The organism is Sphaerospermopsis aphanizomenoides BCCUSP55, assembly GCF_001586785.1.
Taxonomy (GTDB): domain Bacteria; phylum Cyanobacteriota; class Cyanobacteriia; order Cyanobacteriales; family Nostocaceae; genus Sphaerospermopsis_A; species Sphaerospermopsis_A aphanizomenoides_A.
This window is the reverse complement of the sequence record NZ_LUFH02000046.1, coordinates 1-26,414: the sequence shown is the minus strand read 5'-3', so window position 1 is coordinate 26,414 and position 26,414 is coordinate 1. Positions and strand designations below refer to the sequence as shown.

The 26,414-nt window shown below is 37.8% G+C and carries 22 protein-coding genes; 11 read left to right on the top strand and 11 right to left on the bottom strand.

Going from position 1 to position 26,414, the window contains the following annotated elements; genetic code table 11:
- The first annotated feature begins 71 nt into the window (after positions 1–71).
- The gene (locus A0J48_RS13415; protein ID WP_200323780.1) at positions 72–608 is read left to right on the top strand and encodes a hypothetical protein; all 537 of its coding nucleotides are present in this window, start codon (positions 72–74) and stop codon (positions 606–608) included.
- On the top strand, positions 598–4,308 hold the full coding sequence (locus A0J48_RS13410) for a helicase-related protein (protein ID WP_200323778.1): 3,711 nt from the start codon (positions 598–600) through the stop codon (positions 4,306–4,308). The genes A0J48_RS13415 and A0J48_RS13410 overlap by 11 nt, the downstream gene beginning before the upstream one ends.
- An 81-nt stretch (positions 4,309–4,389) precedes the next feature.
- Here the strand turns inward: A0J48_RS13410 and A0J48_RS26990 are convergent, their stop codons facing one another.
- The 3 genes from A0J48_RS26990 to A0J48_RS13390 all read right to left on the bottom strand — a co-directional run bounded on the left by A0J48_RS26990 (position 4,390) and on the right by A0J48_RS13390 (position 6,861).
- Positions 4,390–6,120: an ATP-binding protein gene (locus A0J48_RS26990; RefSeq protein WP_234300908.1), complete on the bottom strand. Its 1,731-nt coding sequence runs from the start codon at positions 6,118–6,120 to the stop codon at positions 4,390–4,392.
- 124 nt (positions 6,121–6,244) lie between these two features.
- On the bottom strand, positions 6,245–6,637 hold the full coding sequence (locus A0J48_RS13395; RefSeq protein ID WP_200323776.1) for a type II toxin-antitoxin system VapC family toxin: 393 nt from the start codon (positions 6,635–6,637) through the stop codon (positions 6,245–6,247).
- A complete protein-coding gene (locus tag A0J48_RS13390) occupies positions 6,637–6,861 on the bottom strand; it encodes a FitA-like ribbon-helix-helix domain-containing protein (RefSeq protein WP_200323774.1) in 225 nt (74 codons plus the stop codon). The genes A0J48_RS13395 and A0J48_RS13390 overlap by 1 nt, the downstream gene beginning before the upstream one ends.
- Before the next feature lie 201 nt (positions 6,862–7,062).
- On the opposite strand from A0J48_RS13390, the gene A0J48_RS13385 reads away from it, so the two are divergent.
- The 3 genes from A0J48_RS13385 to A0J48_RS13375 all read left to right on the top strand — a co-directional run bounded on the left by A0J48_RS13385 (position 7,063) and on the right by A0J48_RS13375 (position 9,834).
- Positions 7,063–7,701: a primosomal protein gene (locus A0J48_RS13385; protein WP_200323772.1), complete on the top strand. Its 639-nt coding sequence runs from the start codon at positions 7,063–7,065 to the stop codon at positions 7,699–7,701.
- Positions 7,702–7,948: 247 nt separating this feature from the next.
- Positions 7,949–8,374, top strand: coding sequence for a hypothetical protein (locus A0J48_RS13380; RefSeq protein ID WP_200323770.1), 426 nt, complete (start codon positions 7,949–7,951; stop codon positions 8,372–8,374).
- A gap of 335 nt (positions 8,375–8,709) precedes the next feature.
- A complete protein-coding gene (locus tag A0J48_RS13375) occupies positions 8,710–9,834 on the top strand; it encodes a site-2 protease family protein (protein WP_200323768.1) in 1,125 nt (374 codons plus the stop codon).
- A gap of 392 nt (positions 9,835–10,226) precedes the next feature.
- Here A0J48_RS13375 and A0J48_RS13370 read toward each other — a convergent pair whose 3' ends face one another.
- The 5 genes from A0J48_RS13370 to A0J48_RS13350 all read right to left on the bottom strand — a co-directional run bounded on the left by A0J48_RS13370 (position 10,227) and on the right by A0J48_RS13350 (position 14,603).
- Complete coding sequence (locus tag A0J48_RS13370) at positions 10,227–10,772, bottom strand: hypothetical protein (RefSeq protein WP_200323766.1); 546 nt, start codon at positions 10,770–10,772, stop codon at positions 10,227–10,229.
- Positions 10,773–10,847: 75 nt separating this feature from the next.
- On the bottom strand, positions 10,848–11,639 hold the full coding sequence (locus tag A0J48_RS13365; protein ID WP_234300907.1) for a DUF2207 domain-containing protein: 792 nt from the start codon (positions 11,637–11,639) through the stop codon (positions 10,848–10,850).
- 114 nt (positions 11,640–11,753) lie between these two features.
- Complete coding sequence (locus tag A0J48_RS13360; RefSeq protein WP_200323764.1) at positions 11,754–12,524, bottom strand: P-loop NTPase family protein; 771 nt, start codon at positions 12,522–12,524, stop codon at positions 11,754–11,756.
- A gap of 331 nt (positions 12,525–12,855) precedes the next feature.
- Positions 12,856–13,458: a hypothetical protein gene (locus A0J48_RS13355; protein WP_200323762.1), complete on the bottom strand. Its 603-nt coding sequence runs from the start codon at positions 13,456–13,458 to the stop codon at positions 12,856–12,858.
- Positions 13,455–14,603: a ParM/StbA family protein gene (locus tag A0J48_RS13350; RefSeq protein WP_200323760.1), complete on the bottom strand. Its 1,149-nt coding sequence runs from the start codon at positions 14,601–14,603 to the stop codon at positions 13,455–13,457. The genes A0J48_RS13355 and A0J48_RS13350 overlap by 4 nt, the downstream gene beginning before the upstream one ends.
- A gap of 723 nt (positions 14,604–15,326) precedes the next feature.
- On the opposite strand from A0J48_RS13350, the gene A0J48_RS13345 reads away from it, so the two are divergent.
- The 4 genes from A0J48_RS13345 (at position 15,327) to A0J48_RS26985 (ending at position 23,316) form a co-directional block, all read left to right on the top strand.
- Positions 15,327–15,686 (top strand): plasmid mobilization protein, encoded by a 360-nt coding sequence (locus A0J48_RS13345; RefSeq protein ID WP_200323759.1) that lies wholly within the window; start codon positions 15,327–15,329, stop codon positions 15,684–15,686.
- A 165-nt stretch (positions 15,687–15,851) separates the two neighbouring features.
- A complete protein-coding gene (locus A0J48_RS13340) occupies positions 15,852–17,837 on the top strand; it encodes a relaxase/mobilization nuclease domain-containing protein (protein WP_200323758.1) in 1,986 nt (661 codons plus the stop codon).
- A 207-nt stretch (positions 17,838–18,044) separates the two neighbouring features.
- Positions 18,045–18,761, top strand: coding sequence for a hypothetical protein (locus tag A0J48_RS13335; protein WP_200323757.1), 717 nt, complete (start codon positions 18,045–18,047; stop codon positions 18,759–18,761).
- Positions 18,762–19,047: 286 nt separating this feature from the next.
- Complete coding sequence (locus A0J48_RS26985; protein ID WP_234300906.1) at positions 19,048–23,316, top strand: PriCT-2 domain-containing protein; 4,269 nt, start codon at positions 19,048–19,050, stop codon at positions 23,314–23,316.
- Between the two features lie 137 nt (positions 23,317–23,453).
- On the opposite strand, the gene A0J48_RS13320 is transcribed toward A0J48_RS26985, so the two are convergent.
- Positions 23,454–24,074, bottom strand: a complete 621-nt coding sequence (locus A0J48_RS13320; RefSeq protein WP_200323756.1) for a PDDEXK family nuclease — start codon at positions 24,072–24,074, stop codon at positions 23,454–23,456.
- A gap of 66 nt (positions 24,075–24,140) precedes the next feature.
- Positions 24,141–24,392, bottom strand: a complete 252-nt coding sequence (locus A0J48_RS13315; protein WP_200323755.1) for a hypothetical protein — start codon at positions 24,390–24,392, stop codon at positions 24,141–24,143.
- A 146-nt stretch (positions 24,393–24,538) separates the two neighbouring features.
- Here A0J48_RS13315 and A0J48_RS13310 point away from each other — a divergent pair, with 146 nt between their 5' ends.
- Together A0J48_RS13310 and A0J48_RS13305 are read left to right on the top strand one after the other, a co-directional pair.
- On the top strand, positions 24,539–24,742 hold the full coding sequence (locus A0J48_RS13310) for a hypothetical protein (RefSeq protein WP_200323754.1): 204 nt from the start codon (positions 24,539–24,541) through the stop codon (positions 24,740–24,742).
- A 2-nt stretch (positions 24,743–24,744) separates the two neighbouring features.
- Positions 24,745–25,317 (top strand): siphovirus Gp157 family protein, encoded by a 573-nt coding sequence (locus A0J48_RS13305; RefSeq protein ID WP_200323753.1) that lies wholly within the window; start codon positions 24,745–24,747, stop codon positions 25,315–25,317.
- Between the two features lie 223 nt (positions 25,318–25,540).
- Here A0J48_RS13305 and A0J48_RS13300 read toward each other — a convergent pair whose 3' ends face one another.
- The gene (locus tag A0J48_RS13300; protein ID WP_200323752.1) at positions 25,541–26,248 is read right to left on the bottom strand and encodes a response regulator; all 708 of its coding nucleotides are present in this window, start codon (positions 26,246–26,248) and stop codon (positions 25,541–25,543) included.
- Positions 26,249–26,414 lie beyond the last annotated feature (166 nt).

The window sequence follows — 26,414 nt, the reverse complement described above, 5'->3', positions numbered from 1 at the left end:
TAGCTAAGGCTCCATATAGCAGAAGCTTGGGTATAACTAAATTGGAATCCGACCCAGATTCATTATTCTTTATGTCTCAGAGTGTAGTCCAGTATCTTAAACAAGACAAACCAAATATTAAGCTGTATCCAATATTTATGGATACTTATCCCGCCCTAAATTTTACTCGCGGAACAGTTGATTCTTTTTACATTCCTGATACTGAAGAATTAGAAAAGTTATCTAAAGATAAAAGCCAACAAACTAGAGTATTCCTTAACCTTTTTACAGGACGTTCTGTAGACGAAAAGCGCACAATTTTTAACAGTGTAGTTTGTTACAGTACTTTATTAAATATTTATGATGTTGCTGATACCAGAGATATTATGGCAGGTCTTCTGGATAAAAATTCACCTTTGCAACAAGCTATTGTGCAGTACATTACTTTATTTCACTTTTCCAGATACGAAGTTAATCGAAATATAGCATTTAAGCTGAACCCTTACAGTAAGCTAATTGGAGATGAAGGTATCGGTACAATCTCTACTTACACATATTCAAATAAAAACGTCAAATTTAATAACCTAGCCTTTTTGACTAGCATCAGGAGTGCGCTTTATGGCAGATGATTTAGGCATTAATTTAGGTCGGGTATTTGAAATAAGCTTTAATATCGGCATCCTAACTTATTTTCAACACTCCAAGTTTCAACAATCCTATGGCGATGTTTATCTAAAACCGTTAAGTAGTTTATATTTACATAAAATACAACAAGCTATTACCAAGAATTACATAGATAAATCTCATAAAGAAATTATAGGAGACTGGGTAAAGTTATTTATCCAAAAAGGCTGGACTTCAGGCTATAGCTTTATTCGAGAGTATATAGAAGCAACTGGCTGGCTTAGTAAAAGCAAAATAGAAATTCTTTATTTTCAGTGTGGCTTCTACGGCGACAACTCCTTTGGTATTTTAGACAGAGATGAACTAGTTTGCTACAAAGAAATTTTGGAGCGCCAGGGATTTGAAAATGTAGATATCACTCGCTACAAAGAGACTGGTGAATTTCTCAAAGCTGATACCCTGTTATTGACTCGGTATTTTGGTAAATATCGAATCTTGGCTGTAGACTTATCCACCTTTACCACTTCAGCTATTCATTCTGTAACTGACTTAAATAATATCCAAACTTTACAAGATTCATTGCGTACCGAGTTGAACTATGTGCGCTCCAAATCTAGCTTTTGTGGACTTGGTATAGATACTGGTAATAGTAGCGACAAGGACAATAAGCTTAACGAGATTTACTCCAAGGAATTGGTGCAATACTTCTCTGCTTTCAAGACGAAAGATAAAGAAGCTGTTAAGGTTATCCAAGCCTGTAGTTACGCCTGGAGCTTTTATAAATTTTTACAGGCATCAGGTAAAATATCCGACACAGATCCAGTTAAGTTTAACTGTTTTGGGTATAGTGACAGGATGATTAACGGTATTACCCTCACTAAAGAAAAAGATGATGGTCAAGATAGCCTAGAAATATTAAAAACTTGTTACAAAATCTACAAAGATAAAAGTTTCAAAGATATTAATGAGAGCCGCAGCAAAGTACTTGAAGTGATTAAAAGCAATGCGGCTAGAAACTTTCAGGATGGTAGAAGGTTCGTTACAGATATAGTTGAAGCAAGAAAGGATACAATTAGCTACATCCATAATACTGAGGTATTTGAGGCGGGAAAACACTTCTTTAATACTGCTGGTATTGTACCTGAATCAGTAAAGCAATCCCTACAACTAACAGAAACAAAATTCAGAGATGCTCATGCAGAGTTAATACATCGGGCGCTGGCAGATTCTAGAATAGCATTTCTGTTTTTAACCGGGAATCCCGGAATTGGTAAAACTACAGCAGTTGCAGAGCAAATTATTGAACAGCTAAATGAAGGTTCGCTCCTGATATATATCAGTCCTCGGATTCAGGTAAACAAGGATATTATCGAGAAGTTTAGAGAAAAACCAGACCTAAAATTATTTGACGATAATTTGATTTGTATTAATGCAAACAAAAGAATAATTGATTATGCAAAAGGGCGCTATGCTGTTGAATACCATAGCAATAAACTTCACGGAAATCATTCAATAGGACAGGTTCAATTCTTAGATGCTAATACTTTAAAAGACAACCCATTTGAGCTTTCAAGTGATTTGGTTAGATATGCAGATAACTTGATACAAGTGGAGAGACGTAACAAAGTTGGAGTATTAGCAAGTTTATGTGAAGCGATTCATACCTGTATTATTAATCTGGATTTACCTAACAATATTGTTGCTACTGCGTCAATTCAATCACTTAAAGAAACTCGCTACGGTAATACTTTAAAGCATTTCAGCAGAATATTTAGCAGTGCTTATAATTCCTCAAGCAAGCCACCTGGAATTATCAAAAACCGAATGAAAGCAATCGCTAGTCGGATGAAAAATATTTTCATTATGATTGATGAAATTACAGGTTCCCAAGAAGGAGTAGCTTTTTTGCATGGGATTTTAGAGTTTATTGAAGAATATGATTTATTAAATCCTGAATATGGCTTTAATGTTAAAGTCATTACTGCTGACGCATCACTGACAATACAAGACGTAGTTAACAGTCATCTTGCTAACAACCAGGTTCAAGGGGACAAAATATTTGTTAGGCAAGTTGCAGATTCTATGGGTCAATGTTTATCAATTGAAGAATTTGAATTTTTACGTCAGCCTGCAACTCTAATTAATGCAAATTCCTATCCTGCTGAAAAGCTGACCATTAATTATGAAGTGTTTATACAATCATTAAACTCAGAAAAAGTTGCCGATGACAATCTAAAGTTAGATGCTAATGTTGCTGAAAAAATAAAAAGTGATATTTTGCAGCTACTGAAAGCCGATGAGGGTCAAATTATAGTTTATATTCAAAATAAGGATAGCCTTAAGCAATTAATTAGCAACATTTCCAAAGAAAGACCGAGCTTTAAGCTATATCAAGAGTATCTGGAAATACACGCTAGTTTGTCAGATAGGGAAGAAGCTGAGATTCAGAGATATCAAAATCAAGAACAAATAAAAGTAGTCTTTATGACTGCTTCAGCATCTCGTGGCTTGTCTTTCCCCAAGACTAAACATATTCTGGTACAGATTCCAGGTTTTCAAATTGAACAAAACTTGATGGAAATAATACAAGTAATTTACCGAGGAAGAGGAGGTGAACTAGATAAAGGTGAGAAATTTTTGACTTTTTACTTATCTGATAAAGCAATATATTACCCTAAAAAAATTGATGAGGACGGAAACCGTTTAAGTGCTGATGAATCGGAAAAACTTGCAAATCTTTCATTGCAAGAAGCTTGCTTGAATGTACTAAACATTCTGATTATTCTCAAAGCCTCTATTATGACCAGAATTTTGGGTTCAGGACAAATAGGCAGAGAGCGATATGTTATTATTCCTATCGGTGGTAAATCAATTAGCCAAGCAGGAGAAACATTTATTGGCTCATTGGCTACTTTATTAAGGGAAATCCGTAAGGAGTTTAAAAAGCAACCTGAAGATAGCTTGTTACAAGATATCGAACATACTTTATATGAATTGCTTTCTGTTCAAAAAACTGAAATTATTCCTTATTCTCAAAAAGAATCATTCTCGGAAAATCAAGAAGTATCCTATTTTTCAATAGGCTTTCACGTTTTATCACAAATGGAGACTAGTCTTGATAAATTACTTAGTCTCTCACCAATTGAGCCAACATATGTTAGAGGAAGTTTGCTAATTGTACCGTTATCAGAAAAGTTGGTAAAGGAAACCAATTATATCGATTTAGAAAAGATTATTGACCCAGAGCGAAATGAAGACTTTATCAATAAACTTGGATTTTTGGTCAAATCTGGGAGGTATCCAAAACAAATTACTAGTGCTGCTTATTCCCTAATAGACTTAGCAAGAACACTTTTTAGTGAGTTAGAACGTTCTCAAAAACTAAGTCAGACTTCACGTTCATCAGACCGTTATTACGCCTTGCCTATACAGACATTTATCTCATTTCCAGCTTTAGAAGATTATTTTGAAAATGAAAGGAGAGTATCTAATGTATCTTTTAGAGATATTTTGGCAAAGTATGTGTATACACTTGCTTTAGCATACAATATTTTGCCAATTGACTCTAATTATGAAAATATTCCCTATGTAGTCTTTAATAGTTCAGCGATGAATAAATTAGGAAAAAGTTTATTTAATGAAAATCAAATATTTCAATCGAAAGAAATGAATATTTTAAATTTAATTCTCTCTCAAGAGGATTGATTTTAGATTAATTTTGGCTACTCCACAAATAAAATTATTAACCATCCTCTACAACACTCAATCTAAAGGCACACAATCAGCTTATTCAAATAACTCCCGATGTTGATAAGCAAACCGAGAAAAATCCTCACTTGATACAGGTTGAGCGTAAATAGCCTGATTGCGAATAGCTTGCATTTGTTCAGATTCTCGTTCCATAGCCGGGGTAAAATGCGATCGCTGCTGCAACAAATCCTCAAAATCAATTTGCCCCGGTTTACCTTGAGCAAAAGCCCTCTCAGCACAACGACGTACAGCATTACCAATTTCTGCGGGAGTACAAATCCTATACTCAGTTAACAACCTGCGCCATTGCTCATCACTCCAAGGCGAATCATTACCTCGGAAAGCTGGAAAATACTTAGCTAAATGCAAATTGAAAACTTCGTATCTTGCCCCCTCATGGGGTAAATCTACAAAAAACACATCATCAAAACGACGCACCAATTCCGCAGGTAGCATTTCCAAACGGTTAATAGTAGCAACAGTATAAACAGGCTCTTGATGTTCCTGCATCCAAGTTAACAAAGCCGCAGATAAACGCCTTGCTACACCTCCATCTGCATTTGAGTCCCAGCCAGCAAAACCCTTATCAAAATCATCCCAGTAGAGAACGCAGGGAGCAAGGGATGTTACCAAAGCGATAAATTCCTTTAAAGCTCGGTCAGGATGAGGATTACCCAATAGTACACCCCAATTAGCTGCTAACAATGGCAAACCCATTTTCTTAGCTGCTAACTTGGCAGATAAACTTTTACCTGTTCCTGGTGGTCCCCATAACAGCATTCCTGTGGGAAACTTCAAGTTATATTTTTGTGCTTCTGGTTGTAGTAAACAAGTAATAGTTTCTAACCTTTTTGAGAGTAAATCTAAACCCCCGGCTGAAGGTATATCAGGTTGGGCAATATACTCTAAACCCCGTCCCTTTAATTTGTTAACTTTATGATCTAGAACTAATTGAGCGATGTTCTCAAGTTGCTCTGTAAAACCTAAACTTTGCTTTAGTAGCATTCTGATTTCACCTACAGGTAAACCCTGACAAGCACGAATAAGCATTTGCATTGTTTGGTTTCTTGAAACTTGAAAATTGGCATTACTCCCGTTAAAACTTGAAACTGTATTTGATGAAGAATGACTATTATCTAAAACCGAATGTGGATCTAAAACTGAATGCGTATCTAAAACTGAATGTGTATCTAAATCTGAATGCGTATCTAAATCTGAATGCGTATCTAAATTTGAATGTGTATTTAAAACCGAATGCGAACAACAATCAAAAAACTGCTGTACAATCAGTTGTACCTGCTCTTGGTCTGGCAGTGGATAAGACAGCACCGGAATGAAAGGCTGTAATTCTAAAGGTAGTTGAACATAAGTTTCTAATAATACAAAGTAAATATCTTGCTGACTCCACAAAGCTTGATGATAAACATTAAGTATTTGATAACTCAGTTTTTGACTAATTTTGCTATTTTCATCTTCCTGTAGCATCCCTTCCAATAAATAAATACCTGGTTGATAATCTGTCAAAAGATACTCAAGAATATCCTGGTTTTTACCCCTGTCAATTGGCTGTAAAATATACTGACATTGATGCTGAATTAATTGCTGTAGTTCACAGTAACCGGGATTCCAAAAAAAAACTGACAAAGACCTCTCCTCACCCCAATGGTAAAAATGCTGTAAAATCTGCATTCTGTCAGGGGTATGATATTCCACAGCTACAATTGCCGTATTTTGGTTAGCTAAAATAGGCCAGTCTGTCAATTTCATAAATCCAATCTTGTTTGGACAACTTACTTCCCCTTGTAAAGTAAATTGATTACTAATGCCTTAGCCTTTTGGACAATTATTGCTAACCAATCGGCTATATTTGTTACCTGAATAACAGCGATATCTATTCTAGTAATAGAACCCTATCACCAAACTTAGCAGCCAGTTTCCGATCATAAGTCAGCACCTGAGTATCAGATTGAATTGCTGCTGCCACGAATAACGTATCGTAGAAGGAATGATTGGCTTGAACTGCTAGTTTTAAAGCAACATCTCGAATTTGAGAACTGGAAATTATCACATCAACTAATGCCTCAACATCTTGCATTGCATCTAATCCCATTTGCAATGGCAGTTGTCGAAATTGAATCCATTGCCAAATCACATTGCCCAACTCAACAAACAACGAATCAGGCACCACAATCTGATCTACACTTTCTAAAGCAGCGATCGCCTGTTCATACTTATTCTCTACGTGCAAGAGGGCATAGGCGAAAACCATCGTATCAATTACCATCAAGGTCGTCCTTCTGATTTCCAAGACTGTACCCGACTTTCTGCTTCCATCGGCAATACCTCCGCCCGTTGACGAATACGAGCAAGCACTTCATCCCTTTGCCCATAACGTTTTTGCAACAAATCGCGGACTTCTTGCTCCATCGAAACCCCCTTTTGTGCCGCCAAGCGTTTAATGCGCTCAAGCAACTCATCAGATATATTGCGAATCGTAATTGTTGCCATACTGCCTCCTTTGCTAGTGCTGGTCTACTACCAGATCATTACCTAAATGATAGCACTTTGCTGGCATTCGAGTAGTTTAAATGGTTGTGACAGCAAAGATAGATTTGAAATTTCAATCATGAAATTGGAAATAAATGGAGATGAAAGCCGCGACTGCGGCAAGGAAGTGAAAAATTCACTTCATGAAAGGAAGAAAGTAAAATGGCAACAGCCAAAACTCGTACTAACGGCAACACTCGCAATACAACTAACGGTAAAGCATCAGCAAAAACAAATAATGCAACTTCCGCAACTAAATCTAAGACAGTAACGGCTTCACCACAAGAAGAAGCATTAGCTTTATTGAAAGAATTGCGGAATTTAATCTTCAAAGAATACGGGATTAAATTACAGCTACGGGACTCAAGAATTTCTACTAAAATCGGTCATGCAGCCCGTGAAAAACTCGGACTTGATATTGCAGCACAAGTAAAAAAGAAAGGCGGTAATAAAAAGTTTGATTGGCAGAAATGGAATAGCAAATTATTTCCTAAATTGTTTGGACACCCGGATGCAATGAAATATCCACCAGAAGTAGTTGCTATTTTCATGAGTATGCTATACGACACAATTAGCACCGACCCAGAACAAGCAATAGCTGATTTAGTTGAATTCAACCGTGCATCTTTGGAACGTCGCAATTCATTCCAAGAACAGGAAGAGGAAGAATTGGATGATTTAGATGATGAACTTGATGAGGACTTAGACGAAGATGAAGATTTAGATGAGGATGACGAAGAAGAACTCGATGAAGATTTGGATGAAGATGACGACTTAGATGAGGATGATGACGACGAATAATTGATTCTCAGAGATTGACAGAATAATCATCTAAAATAACCATGTATTGCCACCAACAATACAGGTTATTTTTTTATTGAATTTGAAAATCCCAAAATTTAATTTCAGAAAATATACTTTGTATAAGCATAACGACAAGAAATTATGGAAATAATTGTCAATTAACAATTGAAAAGTATCAATTTTAAATGGCATCTTTCGATGCGGTTTCTATGAGAAAAATAGAAAATAGAAAGGAGTATTTCTCATGGTTAACGCTCGCAAAGTAGCCAAAACAGTACGGAAAATTGAAAAGCACATTCCAGCTTTAGAGCGAGTCACTACCTATCAGGAAAAAGTACACCTGATGGTAATTGAAGTATTACGAGAAGAATCAAGTAGAGAATTAGCAGCCGCAGCCCGATTTAATGGTCAAGAATTTGATTGGGATAAACATAATTACCAATTCCGCAAAGATTATGCAAACACACCATTAAAAGAATTGGTGAATTATGCCCGCAAACTTTACGGATTAAACAATTTGGATGAAATTCGAGATAGACGTGCTGCTCATAAAGCTGCTCGTTCTAAACGTATCGAAGGATTAAATAGCTTAAACGGCAATTTTGATGATGCAACTGATGAGGATTTTGAATCAGATGAGTATGACGAAGATTTAGAAATTGAAGACTAATTACAAAGCCCCGAATTATCTAAAATCGGGGCATTTTATTTGAGAGTGAAACCCCTCCTATGATTAGGTTTTAAGGATCAATAATGTTCTTTTTCTGAATAGCTACAGCTATATCTACTACTGAAAACAGCAGCCCCACATTTAAGTGGGGTAACTTTTTACCCACCCACCCTCACCCATAAAAACTCTACTTTAGAGGCTAAATTCGCATAACCACACCTGCACGGACGGACACCACTACCGTTACACAGATTCAATTTACTTAATATTTCGTTACGATACGGGCATTGAGAGAAAGAACACACTTCTCAATGCCCATGTCACAGGTGAATACCATGAATAGCACAATTCGGGTTGGCAACCTTTTTGGAATACCTTTTTATATACATCCTTCCTGGTTTTTAGTTCTAGGTTTGGTAACTTGGAGCTATAGCAGCGGACTAGCGGCTCAATTTCCCCAATTAGGTGGGGGATTACCTTTGGTACTAGGATTGATCACGGCACTGTTGTTATTTGGCTCAGTTGTCGCTCATGAATTAGGACACAGCTTTGTCGCTATTCGCCAAGGAATTGATGTTAAATCAATTACACTATTTATATTTGGTGGACTGGCAAGCTTAGAAAAAGAATCGCCAACTCCAGGAGCAGCTTTTTGGGTAGCTATTGCCGGACCAATAGTTAGTTTGATGCTATTTGCTACAGCGACAACAGTTGGTTTTGCGACTGCTGCATCTGGACCATTGGCTGCTATCCTTGATCTACTAGCTTCTGTTAATTTGACATTAGCTCTATTTAACCTCATTCCTGGCTTGCCTTTGGACGGAGGAAATATACTTAAAGCAATAGTTTGGAAAATTACTGGTAAATCCTATAAAGGAGTGGTTGTTGCCAGCCGAATTGGACAAATCTTTGGTTGGTTAGCGATTGCCTCTGGTTTAATTCCTCTACTATTGTTGGGTAGTTTTGCTAACTTTTGGAACTTGTTAATTGGCTTCTTTTTACTACAAAATGCTGGAAATGCTGCCCAATTTGCTAGAGTGCAAGAAAAACTCACAGGTTTAACAGCAGCGGATGTTTTAACCAATGATAGCCCAATTGTCAAAGCAAATTTGAATTTAAGAGAGTTTGCAGATCAACGACTCTTAAATGCTCAAGAATACCGTCGTTTCTTGGTGACAGATGAACAAGGACAATTGTTAGGAGCGATATCAGTTGATGACTTGCGAACTATCCCGAATACATTGTGGGCAGAAACTCAAGTCCTCAAAGTGATGAAACCAATTGAGCAGTCTACCACTGTACAATCGGATCAACCGTTGCTAGAAGTAGTACAGTTACTCGAAACACAAAAATTATCAGCACTGACTGTAATTCGTGACAATGGGTTGTTAGTCGGAATTTTAGAAAAAGCTGCAATTATCAACTTACTTCAGAACAAAGTACAAACAAAATTTGCATAATCTCTTCAATTCTCCAAATAAAAACTCAAAATTGCCTTGAAAAAAAGCAGTTTTGAGTTTTGATGTTTATCGGCAAGTATTCAAAATACAGAATATCCTGTTACAAAAAAAAGAACAGAGAACAGAGAACAGTTCAATAATGGACAATCAACAATGACCTCTACTAATACTACTCGGTTAAGCATTTTTGGGCATCACAAATAACAATATTTCAAGGGGTTCAGCCTTATTTAGTTTCGTAAACCGAGCAGTATTGTGACCTCTACCTTAAAGTCAGAGGATTGAAAAAGCAGATTTTTTTGGTTTTTCCCCTTGAAAGGAGAGGTTTTAAACTTGAATTAAACAATTATCAATTGTCAATTATCAATTGATAACAAAGGAATCCGGTGTAACTATTTTTTAACAGGTAGAGGTTTACAGCCGACACCACCAAACGTGGCAATTGTTGGAGTAGAAAACCGACTATTTATTAAACTGAAAATTTCTTGGTTTGACATTTGAGTTGTGTTTACTTCAATTGTTGGTTTTTTTCCTGTTTTATTCACATAAATAAGGAGATCCGCCCAATAAAACTGCTGATTAGAAGGTTGAGAATATTCAGGATAACAGCCTCTAGAGCTAATTGCTAATTTATGATCTACAGCAGACATGGCTGCCAGAGGAATACCAGTCTGAACCAATTTCGCTTCTTCTACTGGTCCCCACAAACGCAGATTGTGCTTGATACAGCGTTTACCATCTTTAATTGGGGCAATGATATTACCACAAATATTTACTTTAACATTATACATTGGTGGATATTCGGGGATAGAGGGAGCTTGTGCTTTGGCAATATTGCTTTCACTTTTGCTATTTGTATCTACAGTATCAGGAGTACAAGCTGCTAGAATTATTCCGGTTATCATTAACCAAAAACAGTTTACTTTTCTCTTCAACATTGATTTACTCCTATTTTACAATTGAACAACTAATATCAAATACGTTGAAAAACAAGATTGCTGATGACTGGATACTTACTGCGAAATAAACTTGCGTTGATTAGGAGGTTGTACCCAAAGAGTACAAAAACCTGATACAGCTTTTCTGTTGCTTTGTCCTATTTCTAATGTCACTCCCAAGCGGTTTACTTCTCTAGTACAGGCAAGTTGACCGGTACTATCTCTGCTCAATAAATCTCGATTCCATTCCATAAAATTGCGAGCAAATTTACCTTCATTAGTAGTTGCCCATGCTAAAGTATTAGCTTCTTGTTGAGTCAGTTGACGTGGACCAGTTGGATCTAAATTGCTAGATTGATACCAAAGCATTGCACCTATACTCAGAAATCCACCCACACAAGATGCAATTAATAACAAAACACCAGCTGCAATTAATGATGGAACTGAATGAATAGCACGCTCAAATTCTGTACGCTTGATTAATGCTGTGACTGCGTGAGCGATCGCTTTCTGTTGACCTTTGACTGCTGCTTTTTCATAGCTTTGAAGATGGTCATATAGTTGGGTTTGCCATTGGTCAAACATGGCCTCCATTTCTTGAGGACTGTCTTCTAACAGCACTTGCAGTCTACCAGTAGCAATCATCATTAAAAATGCTGGGTCATCAGGATCTAGTCCAGTTTGAACAACTATTTCCCAAACCCTAGCTTTGAAATTATCATCTTTACCGCGAATGGCTAAATCTAATAAAGTAGGGTAAGGAATGCGACTTAAACCTTTACCTCTAGCTGCTACTGAATCCAAAAAATCATCATCTAAATCGAGTTCTTCAGTCTGATAATGAGTCATATCTTTACTGGTTTTCATGTAGATTAATTCCTGAGAATTTAACTGTCAGCAATCCAAGATTTTAAGCAAGCATTGAACTATTAGCAAAGGCTACACAAACCTAAATTTTCATCTTGTTTAGCAAAACCTACATTACTTCTTAGTAGCGACTTTCCCATTACTATTAGCACTATCAACTTTTTCGGATGGGGGAGTAATTGAAGCTGCTGGTGGATTCCAAATTTTAGCTTTTTCAATTTCTTCAAAAGCTTGTTTGAGAAACCTATGCAATCTCTGTTTACCTAATATTCCTAAATCTTTATAATTTTTAGCTTCAGAAAAGTTTATCCGTTTGGCATCAAGGATATTCCTCTCTCGGTAGCTAAATTTAGGAAAATCAATTACTGGAACTTTGTAAGTCTTGATTAAATCCTTTAATTCCTGATTTTCATCTATGTGTTTCCAGTCATCACATAAACCAAAATTACGGACAAAGATATGTTTAATTTTCTTTTCAAATCTTTCTAAAGACTGCATGAATAACTGTAAACTGTCATATCCTCCACTACAAACAAACCATTTATGTATCTTGACCTTGTTTTTACCACTAATTTCTAAAATCTGATTGCGCTCAATCCAATCGGTAACTGCTGGGTATACTTGAGCAGGTAAATTAACAATCACAGAATTGTCCAGTGCTAAATCAAAGATTTCATCAGCTTCATAAGCTTTGCGTTCTGATTCACTAAAAACGGCTGTTTTATGATTGTCTGGGTAAAATGCACCGACATCTGGATTACTTTGATCAGCTTCTACCAATTCATAAAGTAATTTGTTATCAATGCAATATTGCACCATTACCCGCGCAAACAAAGACTTACCAACACCACCCTTTTCACCATCAATGAAGTGAATTGCAGCCATTTTATTTCCTCCTTTATTATTTAACTAAATTTGATTTAATAGATAATTAGGGCTGGCTGTTCGCGGAGCGTGCCGTCAGGCATATAAATGCAAACCCAAAATAAATAAAAGGTTTGAGGTTGATAAATAGGGAAGTAGGTACAAGGCTTCGCCGTGAGCGTCAGCCGATAGAGTAGCGTGGCCTTAGCCATACGGTTTTTAAAGAATGTAGCCTCAAAAGTGTGCATTTTGGGTTGAATAAATCAGAAAAATTGGAGATGACAGATAGCTAAAACTGTTCCCTGTTCCCTTTTCCCTGCCTCCATGAAAATACTTTCTCAGCAAAACTTAATTAAATATCTGCGAACATATCGTCATCGTCATCATGAAAAGACCCTTTTCCAGGAATAAAAGAGTCCGAATCAATTATTTGTGACTCACTACCACTACCACTATTACTATTGGTGCTATCTTGATTTTTATTAGTGGTATCTTCATCACTAGAATTACCAACATCCAAACCAAACATAGCAGCAAGGGTTTGAGGATTAGTCATTGTACTTAGAGGTATAGGCAAAGCATCACTTGATTTGAGTGGTAATCTTAACTCCATTCGTAAATAAGCCAAATGTTGCTCCAAGGCATGACAACAAGTCAACCCTATTCGACGTACTTCTTGCTCACTAATACCTGCATCTGCTTGTGCTTTATATGCTAATGGCAACCAGCACATTCTTAATGCCTGCAATATCATTTCTTTGGTGGTACTAAGTCCATTACCTTGTTGTAAGTATGTAATTAACTTACCATCGGAAGTATTTGAGTAAGCACGAAACCGATAATTCAAATCTTTATATTGTTTGTCAGTTTCAGTTTCTTGAGGCAATCTACCCTTACCATTAGTGCTGCGTTCTCTATGATTACCATTATTTTTTCCTTGTTTCTTGTTAGTCATGCTACTTTCTCCATTTGCGCTCTAAATCGCATAAATAAACCAAAAGCATCAATTAACCTAAAGGACAAAGTTTCCTGCTCTCGAAATGTATGGTGATCATCATTATTGACATTCTTAAATGCTTCCTGTACCTGATTTTGTAAATCTGTACCCCAGTAAGTGGAAATCTCTTCAAAACATTCCTGTAATTCTTGCTCTAAGTACAACGCTGCACCACCACTTAAAATCACTTCATTCACCGCAGGTAAAGTGGATTCCAGCCAGTCGTAAAGTCTAGACCAATACTCAGCTTTAGCAGTAGCAATGGCATTAACAATCATCTGTAACTCATAATCAATATTTTTCGGGTCTTTGCTTTTGACCAAAGCGCGGATTGCTGGATTATCTGCTGTGATATCTGCACCGGCAGCATAGATAGCAGCAGTTAAAGTAGTGGCATCTTGTCCAGATGTGCGTTCAATAACTCGTTTTACCATTTGGTGAAAGCCCAATCCATTGGTATAACCCGCCGTCATCTTGCCCCGTTCAAATAAGAGAAGGCTGCTATTGCGATGTCCAAACATCAGCACCGCAATGGTTTGAGCGTTGAACCATGCTTTACCGTTCTGGCGTTGGCGAATCATGGCCAATCCTGCACCTTCAGGTAAACACTCGAATCGTTCCAGTTTCACCCGCAACCTTTGACCCCGAAATCTAAAATCCTTGAGTGCAACCCGCAACTGTTCTTCAAAGGCTTGACGATTTTGATATTCACCGTAGGGCAGCAGTGAAGTCAGTGATAGGGAGAATCTGTTGGGTAATTTGTTATGTTGAGCGATCGCACCAACAACCGCTAAAGCTTTGTCAATGGAAGTTTCGTACTTGAGTTTATCTAGTCTGGCGGATGCTGAAAACTGACGTGCTAAAAATCCCACTACTGTACATTGTGTATCACCATCTGCTGTACAAGATACCCAGGCTTCATCTACTGGATGAGAAGATTCTAGACCCTTGCGACTTGACATATAAGCGTCAATCGAACTTTGCGGCAACCTCAGCATTTCTGGTTCCATTGTCATCAAACATGGTTTGCCTTCAGTTGCTAGTTCATAAACAATCTTGGTCAAGGAAGCACCAGGGTCAAAACTGACGATCAAGTTTGACATTGATTCTGGTTTGCCTAACAACTTCTTTTTAAGTTAAGTGCAAATAAAAATTATGCCTATCTACCTACTGACTATTTTTTTGCCAAAATTTTTATCCAGTTGGCTATTTTTTTCACAACCGTTGATCAACGAATTATTTTTATGTTATTGAATTCAATTTGAAAAATGTGGCATTTCAACGCCAATACTACGCCAATAATACGCCAATAATACGCCAATTGAGCGCCAATTGAGCGCCAATTGAACGCCAATAATACGCCAAGTACACGCCAATACTACAAAAATAAGTACACTATGTATATAATTTACTTGCAATAAAACAGCTTATTGATAAAATAATACGCCAAGTACACGCCAATACTACGCCAACTGAGCGCCAATTGAACGCCACTCAAATTTTTGATTTGAGTAGCCCAAAAAAACGTTTGGCGCGTAGCAAGCTATGTCGCAATGTGCATCTCTATGACAAAAAATTTTGTAATTTTCAGGGAAACAGCGACAAACTTGCCCTCCTTTCACGGTTCCCCTACCTAAGTAGGTAAACCACCGTGACGGAGGGGGAGACGATACGAAAAAAATCAAACTCAACGAAAACTGAATTCAGTTTAAACATCAGTCATAAAAAACAAGAAAAAAATATCCACTTGGCTAATGACTGATTAGCTTAAATATTTCAAACTAGAAATACAACATAAGGTCACTAAGAAATTCAGCAATTCAGCCATGCCTCCAAAAGAGCGCACAATCAGGTTTCATATCTGCCTCACACCAGAAGAAAAAGAACAGGTGCGACGAATGGCAGAGGAAAACAGTTTGACGATGGCAGAGTTATTTCGTGCCAAGACTATCAAACATAGATTACCCAGGCGTGTCACTAAAGTGGCAGGTGAAACTTATTGGGAGTTGGGAAAAATCGGTAACAACCTTAACCAAATCGCTAAAGCTATCAACACATCGGTACTTATGGGTGAACCAGTGGTTGTAGATCGAGCATTACTAGAAGAGGTGAGAAATTTGGTAAGACAAGTGCGGCGAGAAATCACGGAGGTTGATTTAATTACTGATATCCAGGATGAAGCGTAAATTCAGCACCACTGAGGGACTTCCAAATCAAAAATATCCCATTGTTTTGATAATAAGGAAGCAGGTTAAGAAACAGTTGTGTTGATTACAGAATCTGTATATTTTATTTTCTGGAGTTACTTACTTGCCAAGCTAAGTATAAACAAAGACTGCTAGGAAATTAATATGATCGGCAAACACATCAAAGGTAAAAGTTTCAGGGGACTACTAAACTACCTTTTTAGCAAAGAAGGAGCAAGACAAATCGGTGGGAATATGGAAGGAACAAACCCACGGGAATTAGCGGCTGAATTTGGTATATCTCGTAGATTAAATCCGAAGGTAAGCAGGGCTGTTTATCACGCTTCTCTCAGCTTGCCTCACCACGAAAGTTTAGATGATGACACTTGGGATGAAATCGCCCAAAAATATCTACAAGCAATGGGCTTCACTATGAATCAATATATTGTAGTGCGACACACTGACCGCACTCATGATCATGCACATATTGCAGCCAGTCGCATTCAATTAGATGGAACTACAGTCTCTGATAGGTGGGACAACCCCAGAAGTGAAATTATCATCCGTAAATTAGAAAAAGAATACAATCTACAATCAGTACAACCTAGTTGGGAAAAAGATAAACACAGTCCTACTACTGGTGAACGCAGACAGCTTGCTAGAACTGGGGAAGAAAGCGTTAGAGTCAAACTTCAGCGATCGCTCGATGAAGCAACCCATGACCGCCCAACTATGCCAGAGTTGATAGAAAGAGCGCAAAAACAAGGTATTAATGTCTGTGTTGGTTATACTCGCACAGGTAAAGTTAAAGGCATCAGCTACCAACTTGATGGAGTAGCTTTCAGTGGTACGCATCTAGGTAAAGCATACACTTTTCCTGGTTTACAAAAGCATCGTGGTGTTAGCTATATTCCTAAACAGGATGATAAACGCATTCAAGAACTAATGAAGCGAAATATTGAAAACACTACATCCAATCAAGAGAAACACGATAATAAGCACACGCAAAAAATAACCAAGCAAACTACTGTCAATGCTGCATTCACCAAAACTCAACAAGATGAACAACAAATTAAACCAGATAAAAATGTAACAAATAACATAGCATTGATTTCTTTACAAGAAGATAACAACCGGCTTCAAATTGGGCAAACTACTGAAACTCCAATATCAGTTGTTTCTCAAAAACACAATAAAAACCGTATTCAAAACCAACAAACTGTTGACCCTTCAACATCAGCAGTAGAAACAGAACAGGATATTGAGCTTATCCAAAAACTTCTAGATCCACCTGTAAAAAATATTGCATCAACAGTAAAAGCAAGGAAAGATGATCAGGATATCCAAAAACTAATAAGGCAACCAGTTGAAAATATTACACCAACGCTAAAAGTAGCGCGGGATGATCAGGATATCGAAAATATAACAGAGCGAATTGCTGAAAATGTCACACCATCTGCAACACAGACAAATTACTTACCTACACCAAAACCCGCAAACTGGAAACAAATACGCCAAAACTTAAACCAGCAGTACAATTTACCCGTTTCTCTGCTCAATGAACTGTATCAAAAGGGTTGGCTGTATCCCAGTCAAACAGGTCAACCAATTTTTGTAGAACGCACGCTTGATGATGTTCCAACTCTTGCCAAACAGTTAGAACCTACTGGTGATTTTACTGCTATTCCTCTCAACTCTGAAACAACAAAAAACGGTAGTTTTTGGATTGCTACGGATACCACAGTCACAAGAGCAGTTTTACTCAGTGACCCTATTGAAGTTCTTTCTGTTATTGCTTTAGAGTCAACTATTGACAAGAGAAAACGACAACCGACATTGTATTGGAGTATAGGCGATGGCGAAACGCCCGCTTTCAGCGATCGCGCGGATCGCACTGCTGAAGGCGATTCCTACAAAGAGATTTGCGATCGCGCTCAAATACCTTTAGATTTTTTAGACTCGCTTGATACAGTGGTCATCGCTTTTAAAGATCATGAAAAAGTTGAAGACTTGATATCTGACCTATTGACTGAACTCCCCCAAGCCAAAAGAGTGTCTCCCGGTCAAGCTGGTTGGAATCAGCTGTTGACTGACAGGAAACAACCAGTCACAAAGCACCAATTTACACAAACTCTAGATTGGGAACTTTAAGTTTATGTAGGCTTAGTAGCTTGTTACTTGTTTTACTAACATCAGATAATAATTCACTACGATTAATCTTTGTTCAGACAGCAAATATTTATTTAACCGTGTTGTTTTTGTTAAGCATTAAATAGCCATTGGTTCAAAATGTCGTATCAGGCATTAGGATTTGAAAAGGAAGTGCTATTTTCACATCATTAATTGTTGATGTCGCCAATGTTGACCGTGAAAGACCCACCTACTGATTTTCAGCTACCGCCGCACAACGAAGCGGCTTTAGAGGGGCTTAGGGAGGCGAAAAACGTTGACCCTGCTGTTCTAGCTGCTAGTGATTCAGAAATCGCTACAAGCACAAGTCCAGCTGGTTGGTCACGTTTTGGCTTGGCCTACAAGCCATCGGTCAGGGTTGAAAAAATTGCACGACTGGAAAAATTAACAACCATACTTTTAGAGGAGTTTAAAAGCAAAGGAATACAGGTCTTTCCAGTGCTTCAGGTTGAAGACAAGAACCCTATTGACTTGTTTATCAGGTTTCCGCGCACAACTCACCTGTTTATCTCCATTCGCTCTTTTGGAGATAGGGAGGTAGTATACAACGAAGCTAGAGAAATTCTCCAAGTCAGAAAGAAAAATAAAGGTGGTTTAACTACTTGGAAACCCTGTCCACTGCTTGAGTTGGCAGATTATGAAAAGTGGCTTAACAAAAACCGAAACCTGTTTAATATGTCTTCAAAAGAGGCCACAAAAACACGCACCACAAAAGTTTTAGTTTTGTGGCATCCTACTATAAAAGCTTCAAATCTCAATGAACACCTTTATAGTGAGGTGGAAAGCATGAAAACTCTAGCTCTCAGGAGAAAAGGCACTATGTTTGTTATTCAAGAGGATGAAGTAACTGAGTTTATCAAATCTTGGTTAGCTACGTGCAACTAAATTAAAAGGCGAAAACCCCACGTCCTGTATGGACAGCAAGGTTTTCAAAATACATTCCATCATCGGAATTGGAGCAGGGTATTGGGTTGTCGAAGCCTAATTTAAATATCCCTATTAGTAATCCTATCTCAAAAAAGTTGAGATGTAAAACCAGAAGAACACTGATTTTACAGATAAAAAAGCGATTCAGAATCTTTATCTTCTTACATTTCTGAGTATTCGTCTAAAAGATTACTAATGCTGGATAGCTTCAATTCCTCCAACACACTTAGGAGGATTGGCTCTCATGTCACAACAGCAATTTAACAAGCAGTCAGAATCACAACATCCAAGCGAGCAACAACATTTTTACAACCAGTCCGAAACGCAACACCCAACTGAACAAAAACAGTTTAACAACCAGTCCAACCTTCAACAAACAAGCACTCGACAGCAGTTTAACAATCAGTGGGAGAAGCAACACCTAGCTGATCAACAAACTCAATTTTCCAGTGAAATCAAACAAGAACCGCAGCAACCAAGCAGTCCACAGCATTTTTACAACCCATTAGCAACACATCATCAAACCGAACAACAACAATTTAACAACCAGTCAGAACCGCAACACCTGACGGATCAACAGCAATTTCATAACCAGTCAGAACTACAACCACCAACCAGTCAACAAGTTGAATCTACCACCAAGTTCAAACAGCAGCCAAAACTACAATCACCAACCGTACAACAGGCTCAATTTACACCACGGTTACAACCAGAGCCTATCCAGAACGACAAAATCAAATTCGCTTTTAACGCCACTGGTAAAAATAAAGACTGGGATTTTCGCAAACTAGCAGGCAACTTCCAAGATACAAAAGGCACTATTTGGGACATTATCAGCCATGTAAGAGCAGGACACGCCTTATGTGCTGGTTTACTGGGTGGTCAATGGCGAAGTAAAGCCAATATTATTGGTTCTCAATGGGTACTACTAGATATTGACAACTCCACAACTTGGACAGATGAAAATGGCAATCCACTAGATGAAAATGGTAGACCAATCAAAATTAATAAGGCTTGGGTAGACATTAACGGTAATGTCATTGAAAAATCAGATGGCAGACAAGCCCAGAAAATCTATCAACATCAACTCACATTAGACGAAGCAATAGAACACGCATTCATTAAGCAATATTGCGCTTTAATCTACACCACAGCCAGCCATAAACCAGATTGGCATAAATTCCGGTTAGTCTTCGTACTACCTGAATACGTTCAGGGTACAGAAACTGTAGAAGTGCTAACACGGTACTTAATGAAACACCTGCCCCATGACCCCGCTTGTAAAGATGCTTCACGGGTGTTTTACGGATCAACAGAGGCAACATTTCCACTAATCAACCCTAACGCTAGATTACCGCAATCTTGGATAGATGAAGCTGTCACCACCGCTCACCAAGAAAAAATTGAGTACGAAAAACGCATAGCTGAAATTACAGCCCGTCGGATACAATTTCAAGAGCGTGCAGAAGCTAACAACTGGGATATTGACCAGCTAATTCAACAAGCTTTAACTTACATTCCTTCCCGTAGTCCTGGTAGCAATAATTATCATGAGTGCTTACAGGTATTAATGGCGCTCAATTCTCATTATGGACCTGTAGATGCAGAAATTATTGCAGAACAGTGGAGTCCATCAATTAAGGGAACGAGTTGGAATATTAGAGCTAAAATTAAGAGTTTTCGCGGTCGTTCTGGTATTTCGATTGGTACGCTATTTCACATTGCTAAACAGTATGGATTTAGATTTCCAAAAGTTGAAGGTACAACTTTTAATAGTAATTACCAGGATAACGAGTATAACAAACACCAAATAAAGAGATTCAGCAATTACCGTAAAAAAGAATTAAACAATTACCCAAGTGCTGTATTCCATTACCAACAAGAAGAATTAAACAATTACCCAAGTGCTATATTCCATTACCAACAAGAAGAGTTAAACAATTACCAAAGTGCTGTATTCCAAGATTACCAACAAAAAGAGTTAAACAATTATCAAAGGGAGATATTTGAAGATTACCGCAGAAAATACTCTGGTAATAACCTACATCCCACCGTAACAGATCCCACAATCAACAAACAAGAATGGCAAGCTAAATACGGTATAAACAGAGACTTTCAAGAATTCCTTCAAACTTTAATCACTGTTGCTAATAAAGCCAAACGTTTTATAGGTAACGTTGTTTACCAACCAAAACCAACTATACTTTTACCAACCAATAACCTAGATGTTGATATCTGGTTTGAACCGAACAATCGCACCCAGACTTACCTAGATGCTGCCAATTACGGTAAAAAATTCATCTTAGATTTATCACACGCAGGTGCTGGTAAATCTCACACTGTGGGTGAATTTATGCCAGAACAGTTGGGAGTCCATACACTTTTTTACCTCAGCAATGAACACCGTAATCCCACTGTAGCAACTATTGAACAGTGGACAGACTTACCAGTACGCCACAATGGATTAGTAGCAGACTATTCTAAACTCACACCACTGGGCAACCCACAAATACACTGGCCTCAACTGGGGGAAGAACCCAATATTGAGGGAACTTGTCCTCTGACAGATTTTTTTAATGCTCTTGCAACCAAAGGATACAAAAAAGAAACATCCGCAGAAGCAAGCCTCAACCCTATCTGTAACGGTTGTAGACTCAGGGCTAATTGTGCGGGTAGAGATGCTGCTGGTAATGTCCTCCCGAAAGTCAATGGTGCTACCTTCCGACGTGATAGAAGGGATGCACTAGCATCTAAGCGGATTCGTGCCAATATCAACTCCTTACCCCAAGCTACAGATATCACTAGCATGAAGGCAGGTGCTTTTGTTGACGAAGCTTCTAGACAACTACAACCAGTTGACTTTATTAAAGTTAGTTTACGAGATTTTGACTCCTCAATGATGGAGGTGCAAACTAAATTACCGACAGTGTATGACAAAATTAGAAGTTTAGTTCTACCACTGCGGGTACTGCTAACTGGTGAAATTCCCCCTGTTGAGGAAACATATCATGGGTACAATGATGAGTTAATCAGGGGTTTATTAGGGGAAATTCCCACAGATATACCGGAAATTATCGCTGAACTGGAAACTATTGCTCCAGATATCGAGGAATTGGTACAACAGGCTGATAGTGTGACATTGGATGGGGTTGATAAGAGCGATCGCGAAAATATCAACAGAAAAACTTTAAAATTTATCCGTAGTTACCTCAATAAACAAGCTGCCCAAGAGACTTACAGGAATATCAACGATTTACCCGTGAGATGGTTGATTCCCCTTCTAGAAGTCATTGGAGAAATTCAACCAGGGGCTTTACGGGTTAAAAACAAACATTTAATTATTGCTACTAAAAACAGCCGTCAAGTTGATGTCCTCAAAGCTTTTGACTTTGTTTTCTTGATGGATGCTACTGCTAACCGTGACAATGTAGCTATGCAGTTGGGCATTAATCCAGAGGAAATACTGGTGATTTCGGAAATCCCACCAGATTACAGTAACCTTACCATTCACCAAATTACAGGCTTTGGGTTGCTGAATAAAGACCGAGGTCACAAATTGAAAGAACGAATTGCGGCTTTGCGAGAAGAATTAAACCAGCGTCATGATGGCAATATTGCTTACATAGACCACTTAGCACATAAAAATCAGGGTGATGGACACTGGTTTGCTGACAATCGCGGCAGTAATGCCTATCAAGATAAGCAAGCTATTTGCAGTTTTGGCACTCCTTATCAGGATATTGGAGCATCTGGACAAGTTTATATAACTTTAACAGGAGATAGAAGTGTTGGTAAAGAAAATAAGGCTTTTCAAGATGTAATTAACCATTTGGTTCAAACTGAAGTTATTCAGTGTGCAGGTAGAACTAGAGCTAACCGCAGGACGGAGGAGGTTACTTTTTATGTGGTTAGTGACAAAGATTTGTCCTATTTAGCGGATTACTACCCTAATGCTAGGTTTATTAAATCTGATGCTTTTGATATTTGCCCAGAAGCAGGAACGCAGATACAGCAAACTCGCAGGGGTATTTTTGAAGGGTTTAAGCAATTGATAGCAGATGGGGTGACAGAGTGGGAGAAAGTTACTCAGGAGATGCTGGGTAAGGCTGCTGGTATTTCTCAAGAATGGATCAGTAAAATTGCTAATAAGTATTGGGGTGGGTGGAATAGTTTCAGAAAATTATTACTGCTCCTATATAACTCTTTATATAGGGGTAGTAATAATTCTCTAGAGATTTTGACTCAAGAGCAAAAGTGGCTGATTGATGAGTATTTGCCTATTCTTAAACACGATAGGGAAGTGGGTAATGAATCAGCGGAAGTAGTGATTGAACAGGTGATCACGTTTGCTGAACATCTTGGTTGGAAGGGGTTTTCTCAGGCTGTGAATGCAGCTTGTCGAGAAATCAAAGCTTTTTTAATGGATTGTTTGATATCTGTGTTGCCGAAGGAGGTTCATGATGAGGTTAAGCGAAGTTTGGTTTTATACTTGCCTAAAGTAGAACCGGAATAGTGAGTTTAGGGGGAGCTATTCGATTTTGTGACCCACGGTTCACATTTAAGCCGAACCTTTTACACTTTTGGGACTTACGCACAAGTTAAGTAAGAGCGTAAGGTAAAGGTTTTTGTCTGCTTTTTTTTCAGCAAGCCCTACTTTAACATTTTTGGCAGATAAGATAGACGATAATTGTTCTTTGCCATCAACCTAGCTTCACACCTTGTCCAACGTTTTTGTAAAGGTAAATCAGCCAATCTTTTCAATAACATGAACACCCTATCATCTCCTGTTAACTTAGCAATTGTTTGAGCAATTACCTTACAACAACTCCAAGGATGACGCACCACCTGAATTTCTGCAAACCTAATTACACCCCAATTATGCTTTAAGAAAAATCGGTTACGAATTTTATCATCATCAACATCAATACAGTGATGAGGTTTACCTGTATTTCCAATATAAGGTTCATCAATTTCAATATCCAAAGCTAACCCAGATGAGTGATGATAAAAAATAAAATCAGTTGAGTAATGTAGAGGATAACCGGAAATTTCAAACTCAACCGCTTGACAGATTGTACTTCCAGGAAAGGCCGGCAGTAGATGCCGAAAAAACTCCTTTGCACTCACTCCTTGTTGGGCTATACTATTTTCATCTGGTAATGTAATGCAGCCTTGAAACGGAGCTTTGAGATACTTCTGTTCTAAATTACCATTTCTTAACTGCCTTACTAAAGGTGGATAAAGAATCATTGGATAATAAGGACTAGACATAAATCCATTTTTTTTTATTACATAAGAAAAAATATTTTAATTTTTAATCAACCAATTAAGTAATAATTAAAAATTATCCAATCTAATATCTTTCCAAATCTCAGAAACCTGCCATCCTGTATTACCTACAGATAAAACTATAGGATTATCACGTATCGGAACATAGTTAGGTTCTTGATACTTTATATCTTGTTTTAGCTGCTCCACACCTGTTGGGTTTTCTATATAACTGAAGTTACTTTGTAAACTTTGCTCTTTTGTTTCCTCTGTTATTTGTGTTTCTTGAAGAAGCTTGTCAGATTTTTTGATGAGTTTCATATCTGGTATTAGGTTGAAATTTTGATATTGACTAACTAATAAATAGTTGACAACAAGTTAACTCACAAATTTGAATTGTCACTTGAATATCAACATGAATAGATGCGCTAACGCGCTCAAATTAATGGCGTTACGCAACCCAAACAATGCAACAACCAACAGTAATTGTAACAGAAAATGTAACAACACTGAAACCTAAACTTACTGCCAGTCCTGAGCCAAATCATCAAGGTACACAAAAACTAACTGCAAACTTATTCCTCGATACTGATTTAGATACAGGTACATTAGCTATTGTAAATCAAATTGAAGCTGAAAAAGAATACTATCAAACTTGTGGAAAGTGGTAATAATGAATATAACACTCGCTCAACAATCCTTAGCCGGACTATCCCAAACTGCTGCTCATCTTTGGGAACAATTAACCAATTGTCAGACTCCTGAAGAAGAAGCTGAGATCATCAATGCGATTTGGGACACTCAAGAAGAACAATCAGAAGCAGTTGATATTCAAGCCGAATTAGCATTACAACTAGATGCAGAAATAACAGCTATTAAGCAACGACTAGAACATCTCAAAGCAGTACATCAATCAGCACTATTAAGACTAGAACGGTGGCGACAGAAATTAGATGAAACAATTTTAGAACAAAATGCCACAGGGATTTTACCTGAAAAAATGATTGGTAATTCATTGCGGATTACAATTAAAGAAAATCCACCGAGTTGTGATGTACTGGTAGATGCAGAAAAATTACCAGCAAAATATCGCAGAGAAAAGACAGTTTACTCAGCAGATAAGAAAGCGATTATTGCCGCTTGGAAGAAAGGAATTCCTGTGAATGGTACTCATGTTGAACGTAAGCGTCGGGTTGTTTATGCTTTAACAGCGACAGCAATTCAAGACTTCAAAGATTCACTGTAAGTAGTAAGTATTCAGCTATCAGTAATCAGTAAATGGCTACGCCACGCTACGCTAACAGCTATTCTCTAGAGAAAGATTGAGTTAATAATAAGAATGCTCTCGTTTTGTAAAATTACACAGCGTGTTAATGAGAGCAATTTATCAATGGACAATTGATAATTGATGGTTTTCTTCTTTCTAGCTGATAGCTGACTACTGACGGCTGAATGCTTATGATTCACTCTTAATTGAGTAAACCAGCCCGCAATGCTAGAACAGCAGCTTGAGTACGGTCACTAACACAAAGTTTACTCAAAATACCCCGCACATATACTTTTACACTTCCCAAACTAATATACAGTTGATCAGCAATCTCTTGATTGCCGAAACCTTGGACAATTAACTCTAATACTTGCATTTCCCGGTCTGTTAATGGATCTGCTGCCAAAATACTTACTTGCTCCTGTTCAACAGCAGAGATAATCGCTTTGGAAGTAATATTTTGTTTTGTATTCACTGAACGACGAATATTCTTGAGAATAATCCGCGCAATTACTGGGTCAATCCAAGAATACCCTTCATAAGTCATGTACAGTGCTTCTAACAGTAACTCAAACTTAATAGTCTTGATACAGTAAGAATCTGCTCCAGCTGCAAACGCTGCTAAAACCATCTGCTCATCAGCAAAAGAAGTCAACATAATGATTTTTGTTTCTTTTGCTGATGGCACAGATTGTCGAAACTTTTGTACCAGTGCTATCCCATCCATGTCCGGTAAACCAATATCAACAATGGCAATATCTGGCTTTGTATCTTGAAGTAGTTGTAAACCAGCAGTAGCATTCTCAGCATCTCCTACAACTTGAATATTTTTTTGCTCGTTTAAACAACTACTGATACCTACCCTGGTCAAATTATGGTCTTCGATAATTGCTGCTCTAATGTTTTCCATGACCTACCTCAATAACTGGCTAAATTTACTCTTTCTAATTATGACTTGAACGAAAAAATGAGCCAAATTGTGAACCATAAAACGAGCCATAAGTAACGACAAAATAAGCCTTACGAGAAAAAGCGAAATAAAACTTTGCAGCAAATAATGAGCCAAAGTAGATTTT

Bases quoted from the DNA above. Each gene is read 5' to 3' on its own strand.
- A0J48_RS13415 (WP_200323780.1), top strand. From the start codon at position 72: ATGTCTCAGAGTGTAGTCCAGTATCTTAAACAAGACAAACCAAATATT.
- A0J48_RS13410 (WP_200323778.1), top strand. From the start codon at position 598: ATGGCAGATGATTTAGGCATTAATTTAGGTCGGGTATTTGAAATAAGC.
- A0J48_RS26990 (WP_234300908.1), bottom strand. From the start codon at position 6,120: ATGAAATTGACAGACTGGCCTATTTTAGCTAACCAAAATACGGCAATT.
- A0J48_RS13395 (WP_200323776.1), bottom strand. From the start codon at position 6,637: ATGGTAATTGATACGATGGTTTTCGCCTATGCCCTCTTGCACGTAGAG.
- A0J48_RS13390 (WP_200323774.1), bottom strand. From the start codon at position 6,861: ATGGCAACAATTACGATTCGCAATATATCTGATGAGTTGCTTGAGCGC.
- A0J48_RS13385 (WP_200323772.1), top strand. From the start codon at position 7,063: ATGGCAACAGCCAAAACTCGTACTAACGGCAACACTCGCAATACAACT.
- A0J48_RS13380 (WP_200323770.1), top strand. From the start codon at position 7,949: ATGGTTAACGCTCGCAAAGTAGCCAAAACAGTACGGAAAATTGAAAAG.
- A0J48_RS13375 (WP_200323768.1), top strand. From the start codon at position 8,710: ATGAATAGCACAATTCGGGTTGGCAACCTTTTTGGAATACCTTTTTAT.
- A0J48_RS13370 (WP_200323766.1), bottom strand. From the start codon at position 10,772: ATGTTGAAGAGAAAAGTAAACTGTTTTTGGTTAATGATAACCGGAATA.
- A0J48_RS13365 (WP_234300907.1), bottom strand. From the start codon at position 11,639: ATGAAAACCAGTAAAGATATGACTCATTATCAGACTGAAGAACTCGAT.
- A0J48_RS13360 (WP_200323764.1), bottom strand. From the start codon at position 12,524: ATGGCTGCAATTCACTTCATTGATGGTGAAAAGGGTGGTGTTGGTAAG.
- A0J48_RS13355 (WP_200323762.1), bottom strand. From the start codon at position 13,458: ATGACTAACAAGAAACAAGGAAAAAATAATGGTAATCATAGAGAACGC.
- A0J48_RS13350 (WP_200323760.1), bottom strand. From the start codon at position 14,603: ATGTCAAACTTGATCGTCAGTTTTGACCCTGGTGCTTCCTTGACCAAG.
- A0J48_RS13345 (WP_200323759.1), top strand. From the start codon at position 15,327: ATGCCTCCAAAAGAGCGCACAATCAGGTTTCATATCTGCCTCACACCA.
- A0J48_RS13340 (WP_200323758.1), top strand. From the start codon at position 15,852: ATGATCGGCAAACACATCAAAGGTAAAAGTTTCAGGGGACTACTAAAC.
- A0J48_RS13335 (WP_200323757.1), top strand. From the start codon at position 18,045: ATGTTGACCGTGAAAGACCCACCTACTGATTTTCAGCTACCGCCGCAC.
- A0J48_RS26985 (WP_234300906.1), top strand. From the start codon at position 19,048: ATGTCACAACAGCAATTTAACAAGCAGTCAGAATCACAACATCCAAGC.
- A0J48_RS13320 (WP_200323756.1), bottom strand. From the start codon at position 24,074: ATGTCTAGTCCTTATTATCCAATGATTCTTTATCCACCTTTAGTAAGG.
- A0J48_RS13315 (WP_200323755.1), bottom strand. From the start codon at position 24,392: ATGAAACTCATCAAAAAATCTGACAAGCTTCTTCAAGAAACACAAATA.
- A0J48_RS13310 (WP_200323754.1), top strand. From the start codon at position 24,539: ATGCAACAACCAACAGTAATTGTAACAGAAAATGTAACAACACTGAAA.
- A0J48_RS13305 (WP_200323753.1), top strand. From the start codon at position 24,745: ATGAATATAACACTCGCTCAACAATCCTTAGCCGGACTATCCCAAACT.
- A0J48_RS13300 (WP_200323752.1), bottom strand. From the start codon at position 26,248: ATGGAAAACATTAGAGCAGCAATTATCGAAGACCATAATTTGACCAGG.